Here is a 17,003-nt window from a genome sequence, read left to right on the forward strand (position 1 = left end):
GTCACCGCCCGGACCCGCTTAATGAACGCCAAGCTCTTCCCGCATCTGCTTCGCTTCCACCCGCGACTGCTCATCGCCATTGTCATTGGCGTGCTCGCCGGCCTGTTCGTTCACATTGTCGTGAAGGGCGAGTTCAGCCCCGTCACGCGAACCCTGATTGGGTGGAATGCGGGGGCGTGGTCATATCTCGCGATGATCTGGTTCATGATGGTCACCGCCCCCAAACGCAGCATTGAGCGCTTTGCAGAACAGGAAGACCAGAGCGCCGCCGTCGTCCTCACGGTGGTCAGCCTGTCGGCCATCGCCAGTGTGGCCGCCATCATCCACATTCTGGCCAGCGCCAAATCCGGCGCGCCGCACCAGACGTCCGAACATGTGCTGTTCGCCGCGGCCACCCTCATTGCCGGCTGGTTTCTCGTGCCGACAATCTACACGCTGCACTACGCACGGCTGTACTTCACCGACACGGAATCGCCCTACGCGCTGGCGTGGCCGGACCGTGACTGCGATCCGGATTACTGGGACTTCCTGTACTTCTCGTTCACCATCGCAGTGGCGTCGCAGACTGCCGACGTCGCCCTGAAGTCGCGCCGCATGCGGCGCGCCACACTCGCCCAGGCAATCCTCTCGTTCTTCTTCAATCTGGCCGTGCTCGGCCTGTCGATCAACATTGGCGCCGGGCTGCTCAGTTAAGGCCCATCCTCGCGGTGCCCCCCTCGCCCTGTGTGACATGACGTCGCACGGGGTACAGACATAATTTCCTTAAAAAACATACAAGTAGCGCCATTCGACGCGTCAACGCACACCGCGTCAATGCGCCACATGTGACGTCTTGTCACGCATGTTGCGTCGCAGCACATCCTAATATGCATGCAAATAAATGGCGATAGGTGGATTTATACGCCATACAAGACAGGGTTAATTTGCATACATAGAGCGCAACATGACTGCCGTTCCGGAAGCCCTCGACCTCGCACGCCTGCAATTCGCGTTCACGGTCTCGTTTCACATCGTTTTCCCCGCTGTCTCCATCGGTCTGGCGAGTTTCATCGCCGTACTCGAAGGTCTCTGGCTCAAAACGCGTCAGCAACACTATCTCGACCTGTGCCGCTTCTGGTCGAAGGCCTTTGCCGTGTGTTTCGGCATGGGCGTAGTCTCGGGCGTGGTGATGGCCTACCAGTTCGGCACCAACTGGTCGGGCTTTTCGAGCTTCGCCGGCGCGGTCACCGGGCCGTTGCTGACTTACGAGGTGATGACGGCGTTCTTCCTCGAAGCCGGCTTCCTCGGCATCATGCTGTTCGGCTGGAATCGCGTGAGCCCGCGTGCGCACTTTGCCGCGACCTTGTGCGTTGCCATCGGCACATTGATTTCGACGTTCTGGATTCTCGCGTCGAACAGTTGGATGCAAACGCCGCAAGGCTACGAGATCGTCGATGGCCGCGTGGTTGTGCTGTCGTGGTGGGACGTGATCTTCAACCCGTCGTTTCCCTACCGTCTGGCGCACATGAGCATCGCCGCGTTTGTCGTGACCGCCCTGGTCGTGGCAGGTACCGGCGCGTGGCATCTGCTGCGCGGCCGCCGCGACCCCGCCGTCAAGACCATGTTTTCGATGGCCATGTGGCTGCTGTTGATCTTCGCGCCGTTGCAGGCCTTCGTGGGCGATCTCCACGGGCTGAACACGCGCGAGCATCAGCCCGCCAAGCTCGCCGCCATCGAAGGGCTTTGGGAGACGAAGACCGGCGGCACACCGCTCAATCTGTTCGGCTGGCCCGACATGGAAGCCGAAACCACCCGCTACGCCCTCGAAATTCCGCATCTGGGCAGCCTCATCCTCACGCATAGCTGGGACGGTGAGATTCGTGGTCTGAAGGAGTTTCCAAAAGACGAACGCCCCAACGTGCCACTGGTTTTCTGGAGTTTTCGGATCATGGTCGGCCTGGGCCTGGCAATGATCGCCGCAGCGCTCACTGCCGTCTGGTTGCGGCGTCGCGGCACACTCTTCACCTCGCGCACTTTCGCCCGCACCATGCTCGTGCTCTCGCCGACCGGGTTCGTTGCCCTGCTCGCCGGCTGGGTCACGACAGAAGCCGGACGCCAGCCCTGGGTCGTCTACGGGGTGATGCGCACTGCACATGCGATGTCGCCGGTGAGCCTGCAGCAAGTGCAAGTCTCGCTGCTGATTCTCGTGCTGGCTTACTTCCTGGTGTTCGGCACGGGGGTGTATTACCTGCTGAAGATTTTGCGAGGTGGCCCGGTGCTGCCCGGCGATCCGTCGACGGTACCCGGCAGCGGACAAGCCCCGCGTGACGGACATCTTGCGCCACAAGCCGCGTCTGCCCTGTCGAGTGTGTCCGGACGCATGGACACCGACCGCGCGCACGCCACCTGATCGTCGCCCCGACACGATACCGACCTTAGTGAGACTTCTTATGGATCTGACCTTAGCCTGGGCCGCCATCATCGCGCTCGGCCTGTTTCTCTACGTGGTGCTCGACGGCTTCGACCTCGGCATCGGCATTCTCTTTCCGTTCTTCCCCGACGCGCGCGAACGCGACACGATGATGAACTCCGTCGCCCCGGTCTGGGACGGCAACGAGACGTGGCTCGTGTTCGGCGGCGCCGGCCTGCTCGCGGCGTTCCCGATGGTGTATTCGGTGCTGCTCTCGGCGCTGTATCTGCCGCTCATGTTCATGCTGGTGTGTCTGATCTTTCGCGGCGTGGCCTTCGAGATTCGCGGGAAGTCACGCCGCACCCGCCAGTGGTGGGATCTGGCGTTCATTGGCGGCTCGGCCGGCGCCACGTTCTTTCAGGGCGTTGCCCTCGGGGCGTATCTGTCCGGCATTCCGGTGGAAAACGGTCAGTTCGCAGGCGACGCCTTCGCGTGGGTCACGGCGTTCAATCTGTTCACCGGTCTGGGCCTGCTCGTTACGTATGCGTTGCTCGGCGCGTGCTGGCTGATCGGCAAAACCGAAGGCGACTTGCAGCGCCGCCTGCGCGTAATCGCCTGGCCGCTGACCATGGTGCTCGTGGTCACGATGGCCGTCGTCTCGCTGTGGACCCCGCTGCAACTGCCGCTCGTGACCGAGCGCTGGTTCGACGAACAATGGTTCTGGCGCTGCCTGCCGGTACCGTTCCTCGTGGGCGGCGCCGCGCTGGTCATGCGGCGCGTGTTGCGCCGCGCGCACGACGCCACACCGTTCTGGCTCGCCAACGGGCTCGTGTTTCTCGGTTACAGCGGCCTGCTCATCAGCGCTTATCCCTATGCAATTCTGCCCGGCATCACGCTCTGGGACGCCGCCGCGCCGCATTCGAGCCTGTCGTTCACGCTATGGGGCGCGGCCTTCATCGTTCCGGTAATCCTCGCGTACACGATGCTGGCCTACTGGGTATTTCGCGGCAAGGTGCCTCAAGATGCGCACTATCACTGATCTCGTACGCCCCGGAGCGCGCCGTCAGCACGCACGGACAACCATACGCAGCCCGTGGCAGCAGCGCCTGATTCGCTGGGGATGGTTCGTCGCGCTATGGTGTGCCGGTGTGGCGGGCACCGCACTGCTTGCACTACCATTCAAACTCATCATTGCATCTGCCAAATAGGAGGCATGCTTATGAAACGGCTTTCATCCCCGGGCGCGATGGGCATTGCGGGCGCGGTCGCCGTCGCCATGACGCTCGCGGCCGGAACAGCGCGCGCCGAAGGCATGAGCGTATCGTCGAGCGCGTTTGCAGACAGCGGCCTGCTGCCTGCGATTCACGCCGGGCCGGGCGAGTGCGGCGGGAAGAACGTCAGCCCGCCCATCGAGTGGAAGCATCTGCCGCAGGCCACGCGCAGCGTGGTCGTCACGATGAAAGACCCCGATGGCGCAAAGGGCGGCGGTGTGGTGCATTGGCTCGCTTACAACATTCCGGCCACGGTCTCGTCGCTTGCCGCCGGTGCGGGTAACGAAACCGGCCCGCAGATCACCGTTGGCAAGAACATCAGCGGCGCAATGGCGTATCGCGGTGCGTGCCCGCCGGTTGGCGACACGCCGCACCACTACATCATCACCGTGACGGCCACCGATATCGAACCGGGGCAATTGCCGGCAGGGCTCGACGCGAATGGCCTGAGCGCCGCGCTCGCGGGTCACACGTTGAACGGCTCGACCATCGTGGCGCGTTACGGCCGATAAAACGGCCCGACGCCATTAAAAAAAGCGCCGGCGGGGAGTCCCTCGCCGGCGCTTTCTCCTATTCTGCCTGCCGACGCGTCGCTTACTTGTCGCGAGCGAGCGCGAGAAACTCCGTGCGCAACGCCAGATTCGGCTGCAACTCGCCAAGCATGGCCGACGTAACCGTCTCTTCGCCCGCCGTGCGAATGCCACGGCTTTCCATGCACATATGACGGCACGACACCACCACGCCGACGGCCTTTGGTTGCAGATGCGTCATCAGCGCTTCGGCGATCTGCGTCGTCAAACGCTCCTGCACTTGCAGACGACGGGCGAAGCAATCGACCAGACGCGTGAGCTTCGACAAACCGACGATCTTGCCATTAGGCAGATAGCCGATAGTGGCTTTACCGAAGAACGGTGCGAGATGATGCTCGCAATGGCTATAGACAGGAATGCCGCGCACGACGATCAATTCGTTGTACTGCTCTGCCCCGTCTTCGAAAACCTTGAGCACTTCGGCCGGGTCCTGACCATAACCGGCCGTCCATTGACGCCAGGCCTTTTGCACGCGCGACGGCGTTTCGTGCAGACCGGGGCGGTCCGGATCTTCGCCAATGTGTTTCAGGAATCGCTTCCAGTCGTGTTCGTCGAACGTGTCGTGAGACATATCAATCAAGCTCCTTGCATGAGGTCCGGTGCGCCGCGCCGCTACGGCTTGCGCGCCCCGTGCGCCGCCGGACATGTGCGCACAATAGCAGAGAGTCCCCTCGGGCGCATGGCGCCTGCCTCGACGGTGCCGATGGTTCCGAGGTTCCCCGTGGGCCCGGATTCCCGGATTGCCCGCGCCGGCGCTTTTGCGCTAAGGTGGCACCGGACAACCGCAACGCACGAGGCGTGTCATGCAGGCATACACTCGCATGTGCACTAACGCGATGACCCTTGCCGTCACGGCCGCACTGGCCGGCTGTGGCGATCACGGCCCCGCGCCGTGGCAGGGCTATGTGGAAGGCGAGTTCGTCTACGTCGCCTCCTCGCAGGCCGGCACGCTCCAGACCCTGTCGGTCACGCGCGGTCAGCAAGTCAAGGCAGGCGACGCCCTCTTCACTCTCGAATCCACCTTCGAACTTGCCGCGCAGGCCCACGCGCGCGAAACGCTTGCCAGTGCCGAAGCGCAATTGCGCGATCTCGATACCGGCAAGCGTCCCGACGAGATCGCCGTGTCCGCCGCGCAACTCAGGCAGGCCATCGCCGTACGCGACAAGTCGGTCGCCCAGTTCGACCGCGATCAGGCGCAATACGCCGCCGGCGGCATCTCCCGCGAGCAACTCGACGCCAGCCGTGCCGACGCCCGCAGCAGTACGGCACATGTGCAGGAACTGCAAAGCAGCCTTGCCGTGGCGAAACTGCCGGGCCGCGAAGCGCAACGGCAGGCGCAAGCCGCACAGGTCGACGCCGCGCGCGCCTCGCTCGCGCAAGCCGACTGGCAACTCGCGCAAAAACACCCGGGCGCAAGTGCTTCGGGGCGCGTGTACGACACCATGTATCGCGTTGGCGAATGGGTGGCGGCAGGCAGTCCCGTCGTGCGGCTGCTGCCGCCGGGCAACATCAAGGTCCGCTTCTTCGTGCCGGAAACCGCACTGGGCAGCCTGAGCGCCGGGCAAACGGTGCATATTTCCTGCGACGGCTGCGGTGCGGGCGTCGACGCCCGCATCACTTACGTCTCCAATCAGGCGGAGTACACCCCGCCGGTCATCTACAGCAACGACACGCGCGACAAGCTCGTCTACATGATCGAGGCGCACCCGGCCCCGGCAGACGCCCCCAAGCTCAATCCGGGGCAGCCCGTGCAGGTCACCCGCCAATGAACCGCCGCGATACACCGCCACCGGCCGACACGGCTGCACGGCATGGCAGTCACGGCGGCAATGGCGATCTCGCCATCGACGTGAGCGGTCTGAACAAGCACTTCGGCGACAAGCACGTTGTCAGAGACGTGTCGCTACAGGTGCGGCGCGGCGAGATTTTCGGCTTCCTTGGCCCGAACGGCAGCGGCAAGACGACTTGCATCCGCATGATGTGCGGCCTGCTCACGCCCGATTCGGGAAGCGGCACTTGTCTGGGCTTCGATATCGTGCGCGAGAGTGCGCAGATCAAGCGCCATGTCGGCTACATGACACAACGTTTCTCCTATTGGGAAGACCTGACGATTCGCGAGAATCTGGATTTCGTCGCACGCGTGTACGGCATGCCAAACCGGCGCGAAGCGGTCGATCGCGCCATCGAAGGACTCGGTCTCAAAGGCCGCGCGAAGCAGTTGACCGGGTCGCTCTCGGGGGGCTGGAAGCAACGTCTCGCGCTCGCGGCGTGCATGCTGCACGAGCCGCAGGTACTGTTGCTCGACGAACCGACGGCGGGTGTCGACCCGACCGCACGGCGCGATTTCTGGGAGGAACTGCACGAGTTGGCTTCACGCGGCATTTCCGTACTGGTGAGCACACATTACATGGACGAAGCGGAGCGTTGCCATAAGCTCGCCTACATCTCTTACGGCGAGTTGCTCGCACGAGGCACGGCGAATGAAGTCATCGAGAGCCAGCATCTGTCGACTTGGACGGTACACGGCGAGAATCTCGTCGATCTGGCACGCGAACTGCGCGCCCAACCTGCCGTGGCGCAAACGGTCGCATTCGGCAGTGCGCTTCACGTGAGCGGTCAGGACGCCGACGCCCTCGGCAAACTGCTGCATCAACTCGCCTCGACGCACGGGCTACGCGTCGCGCCCATCGACACCAGCCTGGAAGATGTCTTCATCTATCTGATGAGCCACGCGAAAGACAACTTCGGAGACGGCGCATGAGCGCGCGGCTGGGGTTCTCCATCGCACGGTGGTGGAGCATTGTGTGCAAGGAGTTTCTGCAACTGCGACGCGATCGCGTGACCTTCGCGATGATCGTGGGCGTGCCGCTCGTGCAACTGACGCTCTTCGGCTTTGCCATCAACACCGATCCCAAACACATGCCCACGGCGGCGATCGTTGCCGACGACAGCGAATTCACGCGCAGTTTCGTCGCGGCGATGGAGCACTCACAGTACTTCCACTTCACCGAAACGCTCACCAGCGAGGAGGCGGGACGCGCCGCGCTGGCGCAGGGACGCGTTCAGTTCGTGCTGAATATTCCCGCCGATTTCACCCGACGGCTGCTGCGCGGCGAGCGGCCCGCCGTGCTGGTTGAGGCCGACGCGACGGACCCGATGGCGATGGCCTCGGCGCTCGGCGCATTGCCCGCCATCGCGCAGTCCGTTGCGCAGAAGGATCTGACCGGCCCGCTCGCCTCGCTGGCCGGCGGGCAGAGCGCCTTCGACGTGCAGGTGCATCGCCTCTACAACGCCGAGGGAATCACGCAATACAACATCATTCCCGGGTTGATGGGGGTGATTCTGACGATGACCCTCGCCATGATGACCGGGCTCGCCATCGTGCGTGAGCGCGAACGCGGGACGATGGAAAACCTGCTCGCCACACCCGTTTTGCCCATCGAAGTCATGACCGGCAAGATCGTGCCGTATATCGCCATCGGTCTGATTCAGGCGAGCATCATTCTCATTGCCGCCCGGTTCGTCTTTCATGTGCCGTTCGAGGGCAGCGTGATCGCGATCTATCTCTCGGCGCTGGTCTTCATTGCAGCCAACCTGACGGTGGGCATCGCACTGTCCTCGTTCGCGCAGAATCAGTTGCAGGCCATGCAGCTCACGGTGTTCTATTTTCTGCCGAACATGCTGCTCTCGGGCTTCATGTTTCCGTTTCGCGGCATGCCCGCGTGGGCGCAGGCCATCGGCAACGTATTGCCGCTCACGTATTTCAACCGGCTCATTCGCGGCATTCTTCTCAAGGGCAACGGCTGGGGCGATGCCTGGCACGACCTGTGGCCGCTGCTGGTGTTCTCCGCCGTGCTCATGACGGCGGCCGTGAAATTCTACAAACGAACGCTCGACTGAGGCCATCATGCGAGTTGCCCAAGGTGCGCATCGTCACCGCCCAGCCCTCGGCGCGTTGCCGTGGCTCGCGCTCGGGTTGAGCACAACGCTGGCCGCCTGCGCAGTCGGGCCGGACTTCCACGCCCCTGAGCCCACAAACGTTGCTCGCTATACGACGGGGCCTCAACCCACCGCAACCGACAGCGCCGACAGCGCCGACGGCGCGCAGGGCGGCGCGCAAACCCTCGTCGCCGGGGACGAGGTGCCGTCGCGCTGGTGGACTCGCTTCGGCTCCCCAGCGCTGAACGCGCTCGTTGCCCAAGCGCTGGCCGATAGCCCGACGCTGCGTCAGGCGCAGGCGAAGCTGCGTCAGGCGCAGGAAGACTACCGCGCGCAGGCTGGAGCACGATTGCTGCCGTCTGCCGATCTGAAACTCTCGGCCACTCGCGAGCAAGTCGATCTCACGTCGTTCGGCATCACGAGCGTGCCGAATCCCGGGCCGTTCACCCTGTATAACGCGAGCGTCGACATTTCGTACACGCTGGACGTGTTCGGCGGCAACCGGCGGGCACTGGAAGGTCTGGCCGCCCAGATCGACTACCAGCGCTTCGAGGCCGAAGCCGCACGGCTCTCGCTCGCGGGCAATGTGGTGACGGCCGCCCTGCGGCAAGCCAGCGCGCGAGCACAACTCTCGGCGCTCGAAGGCATGGCGAGCGCGCAGCGCGCGCAGCTCGATATCACTCGCTCGCGTCAACGCGCCGGTGGCGTGGCCACGCTGGATGTCGAGAATCAGGCCGCGCTCGTTGCGCAGACCGAAGCGCAGTTGCCCGCGCTGCGCCTGCAAATCGCTCAATACGATCATCAATTGGCTCGCCTGACCGGTCAGCCGCCGGCAGCGTTCACGTCTCCCGCGATCGATCTCGACAGCCTGCATCTGCCGCAGACAGTTCCCGTTTCCTTACCCTCGACGCTGGCACGGCACCGCCCGGATATTCGTGCCTCGGAAGCCTTGCTGCACAAAGCGAGCGCCGATGTCGGCGTGGCGACTGCGAATCTGTATCCGCAATTCACACTCTCAGGCAGCTTCGGTACCCAACGCATGCGAACGGCCGATCTGGGGAATGGCATCAATATCTGGAACATCGGCATGAATCTGCTTCAGCCGCTGTTTCGCGGCGGCGAGTTGCGCGCGCAACGCCGCTCGGCCGTCGCGGCTTACGACGCCGCGCTGGCGTCGTATCAGGACACCGTGCTGCTCGGCCTCGCACAGGTCGCCGACGCAATGCGCGCGCTGGAGGCCGACGCCAGCACATTCGCCGCCCGTGACGATGCCGCGCGACGCACGGAAGCCGCGTTCCGGATCGCGAGCGAGCGATACCGCGTGGGCGGCATCAGCCATCTCTCGCTGCTCGACGCACAACGACAGGCGCTCGACGCCACCCGCGCCCGGCTAGACGCACAAGGGGCTCGTCTGACAGACACGGCGGCACTTTGGCAGGCGCTCGGCGGAGCAACGACAGTGCCCTCCGCCGAAACGGCAAACGCTCACCCCAGCGACTGAGCCTCGTCGGCGAGACACTTCATCAGCGTGGCGACCGGCGCGCGTTTGAGCGCCGATTGACGCACGAGCACCCCCAACTCGCGCGTGAGCGGCGCGCCTGAGAGCGGCAGTACCTGAACCCCCTGAGCTACCGCCCCACCGCCTTTGCCTGCCTTCGCTATCTTGTCCGCCATCGCCGGCGCAACGGTCTTCGCAGCGGGTTGCGCGTCGACCGGCAGACCGATGAGCGTCGCGGGCACGATCGACCATCCCAGACGCGCGCGCACCAGGCGAAGAATGACCTCGGGCTCGTCCAGCTCCACGCCTTCTCGCACCCAAAGCCGGTGCCTTCGGAGATATCGCTCGACAAGGTCGCCACCGTACGAGCGTCGGTTGTAACGCACGAAGGGCATCTCGGCCGCCCAGTCGGCCACCATGCCGCGCGTGCCTTTCGGTGCGATGGCGACATAGGGCTCCTGCATCAGCGTGAGCCATTTCATGTCGGCCGGCACACCGATGCGCGGCCGGATCATCACGGCCAGATCGAGTTCTTTCGCGTCGAGTTGCCCCAGCAATTGCACAGACATGCCCGGCACGATATTCAGGTGCGGCATGGCGCCGAGTGCCGTCCACCGTTGCACAGCCCCCGGCAACAGGCCAAGCTGCACCGTGAGAATCGCACCGACATGAATGGGGGCAAGCGCCGCCTGTCCGTCATGCGCCCCGGCTTCACCGCGCATGGCCTGATATCCCGCAATCACCCCCTGCGCCTGCGCGAGCAAGCGGCGGCCATCGTCCGAGAGCGACACGGCGCGTCCGGTGCGCTCGAAGAGTTGCACCCCAAGATCGTCTTCGAGACGCTGAATCTGGGCACTCACGGCAGACTGCGTCAGGCCAAGCCGTGCCCCTGCCGCCGAGAACGAAGCGGTTTCGGCTGCCGTGACAAAGGTTTTCAGGTAACGGATCATTGATCGAAATTTTTGTGACTGAGCGGTCGAATTATTCTTTTCTGATTATTTTTATCGATGGATAGAATTTACATCAAATCGGTGAAGGCGTTCCGCCCGCCGATGGCAAGGAAAAAAGACATCCGTGAGCCCACGCGGTGATCGAACCTTGTTCAACCCCACATTGCACCGGAGTCCACATGGCAACACCGCTCTTTCACCTCGCGTTCCCCGTCGACGACCTCGAAGCGGCCCGCCGCTTCTACGGCGGCGTGATGGGCTGCCCCGAAGGCCGCAGTTCGGACCACTGGATCGACTTCGATTTTTTCGGTCATCAACTGGTCGCGCATCTCTCCCCGGACGAGGCAGGTAAGCGCATCACGAATCCGGTCGACGGCGATGAGGTTCCCGTCCCGCATTTCGGCGTTATCCTTGACATGGCCTCGTGGCACGCGTTGGCCGACCGCCTGCGCGCCGCCGGCACCCGTTTCGTCATCGAACCGCATATTCGTTTTGCCGGACAGGTGGGCGAACAGGCAACGCTGTTCTTCTACGACCCGGCCGGCAACGCGCTGGAGTTCAAGGCGTTCGCAGACTTGTCGCAGGTCTTTGCCAAGTAATGGTGTGTTAGGTGCCGCGGTACGATCGTTCGTGGCAATCGCCGCGAGCGTCTTCAAGACGCTGTCGTGCGCCGGCATCTGTGTTTCGTTGGTTATTGTTTCGTTTCAGCCGAGAGTCTTCTCATGAGCCAATTCGTTATTTCGCCCCCGCCTCAGGCGTCGGTCGCCGTCGCGGGCAGCGACGCCCGCTTCCCCGTGCGCCGCGTATTCTGCGTCGGCCGCAACTACGCTGCGCATGCGCGCGAAATGGGCAGCAATCCGGATCGCGAGCCGCCGTTCTTCTTCATGAAGCCGGCCGATGCCGTGGTAGCCGCCGAGGGCACGTTGCCCTACCCGCCGCTCACGAGTGAGCTGCATCACGAGATCGAACTGGTCGTCGCCATTGGCGCCGACGGCGAGAATGTCGACGCCCGTCAGGCGCTGTCGCTGGTGTGGGGCTACGGTGTCGGTGTCGATCTCACACGCCGCGACTTGCAGCAACAAGCCAAGGACACGCGCCGTCCGTGGGACTGGGGCAAAGCCTTCGACGCCTCGGCACCGTGCGGCCCGTTGCACGCTGTGGCGGAAGTCGGGCACCCGAAGGAAGGTCGCGTATGGCTCGACGTCAACGGCGAGAACCGTCAGACCGGCGATCTGAATGAGCTGATCTGGTCGGTGCCCGACCTGATCGCGGAGATCTCGCGCAGCGTGAAACTCGCAGCCGGCGACCTGATCTTCACCGGCACGCCGGCAGGTGTCGGGCCGCTGTCGCCGGGCGACAAGGTCAGCGCCGGCGTGGCCGGTGTGGGCGAGATCGCTTTCACCATCGGCAAGAAGCCGGCCGCCTGACGATTCGTCATCCGATCAACGTGGCTTTGATCGCGCAGGACCCGCACCGGCCGGTTGGCAAGGATATCCACAGCAACTGTTGATAACCCTTTGCATAAGTACCCGGCCGACGGCGCAAACGCCCGTCGGCATTGAGTGTCAAGTGCATTGCCTAATTTGCCGTCACCGGTGCGGCCCCCGATCCCCCGAACGGGTGCCCCCACGAGCACGCTGTCACCGCCTGCGCATCGCCCTCCCCCTGCTTTCATTCCTGAAACGTTTTCGTCGGGAAGGTGGCGCACACCCTGTTTCAAGCAGTGAACTTTCCTGTCGATTCAAAGGGTTGCATCGATTGGCATGCTTCTCGCATCGGTAAGTGTGCAAGCCGTCCGCCTCCGGGGAAGTCTCTTCGCCCGGGTCGACCGCCTCGGGAATCACGCCATGCACGCCACATGGCCCCGGCACGCCCGATGCCTATCCTCGCCGGGAGCGCCCTGGACGCGGACGGATTGCACCAGTGACCGATTCACGTCAGACGATGGGACATATCAGGGAGGGGATCATGCAAATGCGCCGCACCGGGCCTTGCGCCCTTAGTCCCTGTGTCCGGTCGCTCGCGCCTGCGAGCCCGGCCAAGTCGGCCCGCCGTCATCCGCGTGAGCGGTGTGCGAGCTGGCGGCACCGGCGGCACGATGCCGCCGGCGATCGCCGCCATGTGGCGCCCGGAAGAGCCATGCGCTGAAGCCAACCCTCGTCAGGTGGCTTCAGCCCTCTTCTGCCCAGACCTTGGCGGCACGCACCGCACGCTGCCAACCGCTCACGGCTCGGGTCACGTCGCTTTCCGAGAGTTTGCGGGAGAAGCGTTGCTGTAGTTGCCACTGGCGTTGCAGCGTGTCGATGTCCGGCCAGAACCCGACGGCGAGCCCGGCGAGATAGGCGGCCCCCGCTGCCGTCGTCTCGATCACCTTGGGCCGCACCACGTCCGCCCCGAGCAAATCCGCTTGCCATTGCATCAGGAGATCGTTGGCCGCCGCGCCGCCGTCGACACGCAACTCCGATACATGCAGTCCGGCATCGGCTTCCATGGCGCGCAACACGTCGAGCGTCTGGAACGCGATGCTGTCGAGTGCGGCGCGCGCCACATGCGCTGCGGTCGTGCCGCGCGTCGCACCGAACAGCGTGCCGCGTGCGCGGGGCTGCCAGTGCGGCGCCCCCAGCCCGGCGAACGCCGGCACGAGAACCACGCCATCGGCATCGGGCACGCTGGTCGCAAGCGCTTCCACGTCGCGCGAGTGGCGAATGATGCCCAGCCCGTCGCGCAGCCACTGCACGACCGCACCGCCGATGAAGATACTGCCCTCGAGCGCGTAGTCGACCCGGTCGCCGATTTTCCACGCCACCGTCGTGAGCAGGTTATGCCGGGACACCTGCGGCTGGCTGCCGGTGTTCATCACCATGAAGCAACCCGTGCCATAGGTGTTCTTTACCATGCCCGGCGAGAGACACATCTGGCCAAAGAGCGCCGCCTGCTGATCGCCCGCGATGCCCGCAATCGGCACCGGCACGGAGAACAACGACGTCGCCGTGTGGCCGAACACTTCGCTCGACGAGCGCACCTCAGGCAACATGCTGCGCGGCACTCCGAGCAGCGCGAGGAGTTCGTCGTCCCATGCGAGCGTGTGAATATTGAAAAGCAGGGTGCGCGACGCATTCGACACGTCCGTCACATGCAGTTTGCCCCCCGTCAAATGCCAGACGAGCCAGCTATCGACCGTGCCGAATGCAAGGTGCCCGGCTTCGGCGGCTTCGCGTGCACCGGCAACGTTATCGAGAATCCAGCGAATCTTCGTGCCGGAAAAATAGGAATCGACACGCAGCCCGGTGCGGCTTGCCACGAGATCTTCCTTGCCTTGCGCACGCAAGGCATCGCAGAAATCCGCCGTGCGGCGATCCTGCCAGACGATGGCGTTGTACACCGGCTCGCCCGTACGTCGATCCCACACAACGGTCGTCTCGCGCTGATTGGTAATGCCGATGGCGGCAATGTCGCTCCCTCCGACACCGGCATGCGTCAACGCTTCGGCAGCCACGCCGGCCTGCGTCGACCAGATTTCGCGCGGATCGTGTTCCACCCAGCCCGGATGCGGATAGATCTGACGGAATTCCTTCTGCGCGGTCGCCACGACATGGCCATCACGATCGAACAGCAACGCGCGCGAACTGGTCGTGCCCTGATCGAACGCGAGAATGTAGCCTGCACCTGCCATTGCGCTTGTCTCCTGATTTTCTATGGACGCCAGTCGCCGTCAGGCCGCCATTTCCATGTGCTGCGCAAACCACTGTTGCACGCTGGCTTCGCCATCCTTGCCGAGGTGCAGACCGAGTTTGGTCCGGCGCCACAACACGTCCTGCGCCGTGCGCGCCCATTCGTATTGCAAAAGATAGCGAAGCTCGGCTTCGTACAGATCGCCGCAAATGCGTTGCCCCAGATCGTCGAGCGAACGTGCATCGCCCACCAGCACATGGGTACGCGTGCCGTATGTGCGCGCGAAACGATGCGCCAGTGCCTGCGGCAGCCACGGAAACTGTGTGCGCAGCGACGTTTCGAAGGCCCCGGCATCGGGCTCGGCCATGTCGCCGCCAGGCAGCGGCGCGCCCGCTGTCCAGTCGCCGTGCGTGAAGCCCAGCGGCCCGTGCAGACGCCACATCGCCTCCTCTGCAAGACGGCGATACGTCGTGATCTTGCCGCCGAACACCGACAGCAACGGCGCACGCGAGGTGGGCGCATCGAGTTCGAGCTTGTAATCGCGCGTGACGGCCGAGGGATTCGCGACTTCCTCTTCCATCAACGGCCGCACCCCCGCGTAAGTCCAGACGACGTCGGCCGGCACGATCGGTTGGGTGAAGTAGTCGCTGGCCGACTTGCAGAGATAAGCAATCTCGTCGTCGTTGATCGCAACGTGCGCCGGATCGCCGTGAAACTCGATGTCGGTCGTGCCGATCAGCGTGAAATCGCGCTCGTACGGAATGGCAAAGATGATGCGCTTGTCCGGGTTCTGGAAGATGTACGCGTGGTCGTGATCGAACAGCTTACGCGTGACGATATGGCTGCCCTTGACCATGCGCACGCGATGCGTAGCGCTCTGGCGCAGCACGTCGCCCAGCAGATGACCGACCCACGGCCCGGCCGCATTGACGATGGCCCGCGCGCGGACGGTCTGGTGCGAACCCTCGGGCGTTTCAAGCTGGGCCGTCCACATGTGCTCGCCGCGGTCCGCGCCAATGAGTCGCGTGCGTGTGAGGATCGTTGCACCGCGCTCGGCGGCGTCCTGCGCGTTGAGCACGACCAGACGCGCGTCCTGCACCCAACCGTCCGAATAGACGAAACCGCGCGTCAGGTCACGTCGCAGCGGCGCCCCCGCCGGATGCTGGCGAAGGTCGATGCCGCGCGAGCCCGGCAGCATTTCGCGGCGCGCCAGATGATCGTAAAGGAACAGCCCCGCACGAATCATCCACGCCGGTCGCAAATTCGGCATGTGCGGCATGACAAAGCGCAGCGGCCACATGATGTGCGGCGCGGCACGCAGCAACACTTCACGTTCCTGCAACGCCTTGCGCACCAGACCGAACTCGTAGTACTCGAGATAGCGCAACCCGCCGTGAATCAGCTTGGTACTCGCCGACGACGTATGTGAGGCCAGATCGTCCTGCTCGACGAGCAACACCCGCAGACCACGACCTGCGGCGTCGCGCGCAATGCCCGTTCCGTTGATCCCGCCGCCAACGACCAGCAAGTCGTAAGGCGCAAGTAGGTTGTCCGATGGCGATTGGGCGGATGTCTGCACGTCGTCACTCCCGGGTGATGGGCGTCAAATCAGGGAAAGGTCAAAATTGCTCGTTGCCGATGTTCGTTTTTGAACATTAACGCTCGAATTCTAACAGATCACGTCAAATTATTTTCGAATTCGCGCATTTCACTCACCCAATGCGCGAATTCGCGCCCCGCCCGTCGCCCGTCTCAGTCTGCGACGTGCACCAGCGTGCCGGCCTCGGCGATCACCTGCGCCATGGCTTCCGGCACCGGGCGATCGGTAAACAGCGCGTCGATCTGGGACAGGTGCCCGAGCCGGACAAGTGCGGGGCGGCCAAACTTGCTGTGATCGGCGGCCAGAAATACGATCCGCGACTGCGCGATGATCGCCTCGGCCGCACGCACTTCGCCGTAGTCGAAGTCGCGCAGCGTGCCGTCGGCGTCGATGGCGGAAATGCCCACGATGCCGAAGTCGACTTTGAACTGACGAATGAAGTCGAGCGTGGCCTCGCCCGTCACGCCCTGATCGCGGGCACGCACAACACCGCCGGTAATGATGACCTCGGCGTCGGCATAGCCACTCATCATGGCCGCGACATGCAGATTGTTGGTGATGACGCGCAAACCGCGATGGCGCGACAACGCCCGGGCCACCGCTTCCGTTGTGGTGCCCAGATTGATGAAGATCGATGCGTGATCGGGGATTTGTTCCGCGAGGCGCACGGCGATGCGGCGCTTCTCATCGGCCAGATGGGTCTGGCGCGCGTCGTAGGCGTCGTTCTCCGCCCCGCCCGGCAAGCCAACGCCGCCGTGGTAACGACGCACCCATTTGCGTTCGGCCAGAAAGTTGATGTCGCGCCGGATGGTCTGCGGGGTCACGTCGAAGCGCGCAGCCAGTTCATCGACCGTGAGAAAACCGTCGCGGCGAACCGCGTCGAAAAGCGCCTGCTGACGCGGGTTCAGCGAGGTCTGCCCGACGTCCCCCGCAGGAGAGAGCGCCTCGGCGGTATCGACAGATTCAGCGGATTCGGTATGAGACATTGGCACGCACGCGGTAAAAGCCCTCGCGCCGCCCGGCCGGCGACACGTTCGCCGTCATGATACCCCGTCGTTGTATGGCGCTGCCGTGACAGCAGCGTGACGCGCGAC

15 protein-coding genes are annotated in these 17,003 nt (G+C 64.0%); 10 read left to right on the forward strand and 5 right to left on the reverse strand.

Annotated features, from left to right (window positions below):
• Positions 1 to 21 precede the first annotated feature (21 nt).
• The 4 genes from AT395_RS16285 to AT395_RS16300 all read left to right on the forward strand — a co-directional run bounded on the left by AT395_RS16285 (position 22) and on the right by AT395_RS16300 (position 4,172).
• The gene (locus AT395_RS16285) at positions 22 to 693 is read left to right on the forward strand and encodes a DUF1345 domain-containing protein (RefSeq protein ID WP_042116648.1); all 672 of its coding nucleotides are present in this window, start codon (positions 22 to 24) and stop codon (positions 691 to 693) included.
• Positions 694 to 943: 250 nt separating this feature from the next.
• Entirely contained in the window at positions 944 to 2,389 is a 1,446-nt protein-coding gene (locus AT395_RS16290) for a cytochrome ubiquinol oxidase subunit I (RefSeq protein ID WP_048629773.1), read from the forward strand.
• Between the two features lie 40 nt (positions 2,390 to 2,429).
• Positions 2,430 to 3,428, forward strand: a complete 999-nt coding sequence (gene cydB / locus AT395_RS16295) for a cytochrome d ubiquinol oxidase subunit II (RefSeq protein WP_042116651.1) — start codon at positions 2,430 to 2,432, stop codon at positions 3,426 to 3,428.
• A gap of 180 nt (positions 3,429 to 3,608) precedes the next feature.
• Positions 3,609 to 4,172, forward strand: coding sequence for a YbhB/YbcL family Raf kinase inhibitor-like protein (locus AT395_RS16300; RefSeq protein WP_224787555.1), 564 nt, complete (start codon positions 3,609 to 3,611; stop codon positions 4,170 to 4,172).
• An 82-nt stretch (positions 4,173 to 4,254) separates the two neighbouring features.
• Here AT395_RS16300 and folE read toward each other — a convergent pair whose 3' ends face one another.
• The gene (folE, locus tag AT395_RS16305) at positions 4,255 to 4,821 is read right to left on the reverse strand and encodes a GTP cyclohydrolase I FolE (protein WP_042116653.1); all 567 of its coding nucleotides are present in this window, start codon (positions 4,819 to 4,821) and stop codon (positions 4,255 to 4,257) included.
• Between the two features lie 232 nt (positions 4,822 to 5,053).
• Here folE and AT395_RS16310 point away from each other — a divergent pair, with 232 nt between their 5' ends.
• Genes AT395_RS16310 through AT395_RS16325 form a run of 4 tightly spaced genes read left to right on the forward strand, consistent with a single transcriptional unit; the run spans position 5,054 to position 9,690 of the window.
• A complete protein-coding gene (locus tag AT395_RS16310) occupies positions 5,054 to 6,019 on the forward strand; it encodes an HlyD family secretion protein (RefSeq protein WP_053086412.1) in 966 nt (321 codons plus the stop codon).
• Positions 6,016 to 7,011 (forward strand): ABC transporter ATP-binding protein, encoded by a 996-nt coding sequence (locus tag AT395_RS16315; protein ID WP_042116656.1) that lies wholly within the window; start codon positions 6,016 to 6,018, stop codon positions 7,009 to 7,011. Before AT395_RS16310 ends, AT395_RS16315 begins: the two co-directional genes overlap by 4 nt.
• Positions 7,008 to 8,150 (forward strand): ABC transporter permease, encoded by a 1,143-nt coding sequence (locus AT395_RS16320; protein ID WP_042116657.1) that lies wholly within the window; start codon positions 7,008 to 7,010, stop codon positions 8,148 to 8,150. The genes AT395_RS16315 and AT395_RS16320 overlap by 4 nt, the downstream gene beginning before the upstream one ends.
• A 7-nt stretch (positions 8,151 to 8,157) precedes the next feature.
• A complete protein-coding gene (locus AT395_RS16325; protein WP_082164876.1) occupies positions 8,158 to 9,690 on the forward strand; it encodes an efflux transporter outer membrane subunit in 1,533 nt (510 codons plus the stop codon).
• Here AT395_RS16325 and AT395_RS16330 read toward each other — a convergent pair.
• The gene (locus AT395_RS16330) at positions 9,675 to 10,637 is read right to left on the reverse strand and encodes a LysR family transcriptional regulator (RefSeq protein ID WP_042116660.1); all 963 of its coding nucleotides are present in this window, start codon (positions 10,635 to 10,637) and stop codon (positions 9,675 to 9,677) included. The two genes, AT395_RS16325 and AT395_RS16330, sit on opposite strands and share 16 nt — an antisense overlap.
• A 179-nt stretch (positions 10,638 to 10,816) precedes the next feature.
• Between AT395_RS16330 and AT395_RS16335 the strand changes: the two genes are divergently transcribed.
• Together AT395_RS16335 and AT395_RS16340 are read left to right on the forward strand one after the other, a co-directional pair.
• Positions 10,817 to 11,236, forward strand: coding sequence for a VOC family protein (locus tag AT395_RS16335; protein WP_042116661.1), 420 nt, complete (start codon positions 10,817 to 10,819; stop codon positions 11,234 to 11,236).
• A gap of 123 nt (positions 11,237 to 11,359) precedes the next feature.
• Entirely contained in the window at positions 11,360 to 12,064 is a 705-nt protein-coding gene (locus AT395_RS16340; RefSeq protein WP_042116662.1) for a fumarylacetoacetate hydrolase family protein, read from the forward strand.
• Between the two features lie 743 nt (positions 12,065 to 12,807).
• On the opposite strand, the gene glpK is transcribed toward AT395_RS16340, so the two are convergent.
• The 3 genes from glpK to AT395_RS16355 all read right to left on the reverse strand — a co-directional run bounded on the left by glpK (position 12,808) and on the right by AT395_RS16355 (position 16,895).
• Positions 12,808 to 14,310 carry a glycerol kinase GlpK gene (gene glpK, locus AT395_RS16345; RefSeq protein WP_048629774.1) on the reverse strand — a complete coding sequence of 501 codons (1,503 nt, stop codon included), beginning with the start codon at positions 14,308 to 14,310 and terminating at the stop codon, positions 12,808 to 12,810.
• Positions 14,311 to 14,349: 39 nt separating this feature from the next.
• Positions 14,350 to 15,888: a glycerol-3-phosphate dehydrogenase gene (gene glpD, locus AT395_RS16350; protein ID WP_042116666.1), complete on the reverse strand. Its 1,539-nt coding sequence runs from the start codon at positions 15,886 to 15,888 to the stop codon at positions 14,350 to 14,352.
• 173 nt (positions 15,889 to 16,061) lie between these two features.
• Positions 16,062 to 16,895 carry a DeoR/GlpR family DNA-binding transcription regulator gene (locus AT395_RS16355; protein WP_125347694.1) on the reverse strand — a complete coding sequence of 278 codons (834 nt, stop codon included), beginning with the start codon at positions 16,893 to 16,895 and terminating at the stop codon, positions 16,062 to 16,064.
• Between the last annotated feature and the right edge of the window lie 108 nt (positions 16,896 to 17,003).

This window comes from Pandoraea apista (genome assembly GCF_001465595.2).
Lineage (GTDB): Bacteria > Pseudomonadota > Gammaproteobacteria > Burkholderiales > Burkholderiaceae > Pandoraea > Pandoraea apista.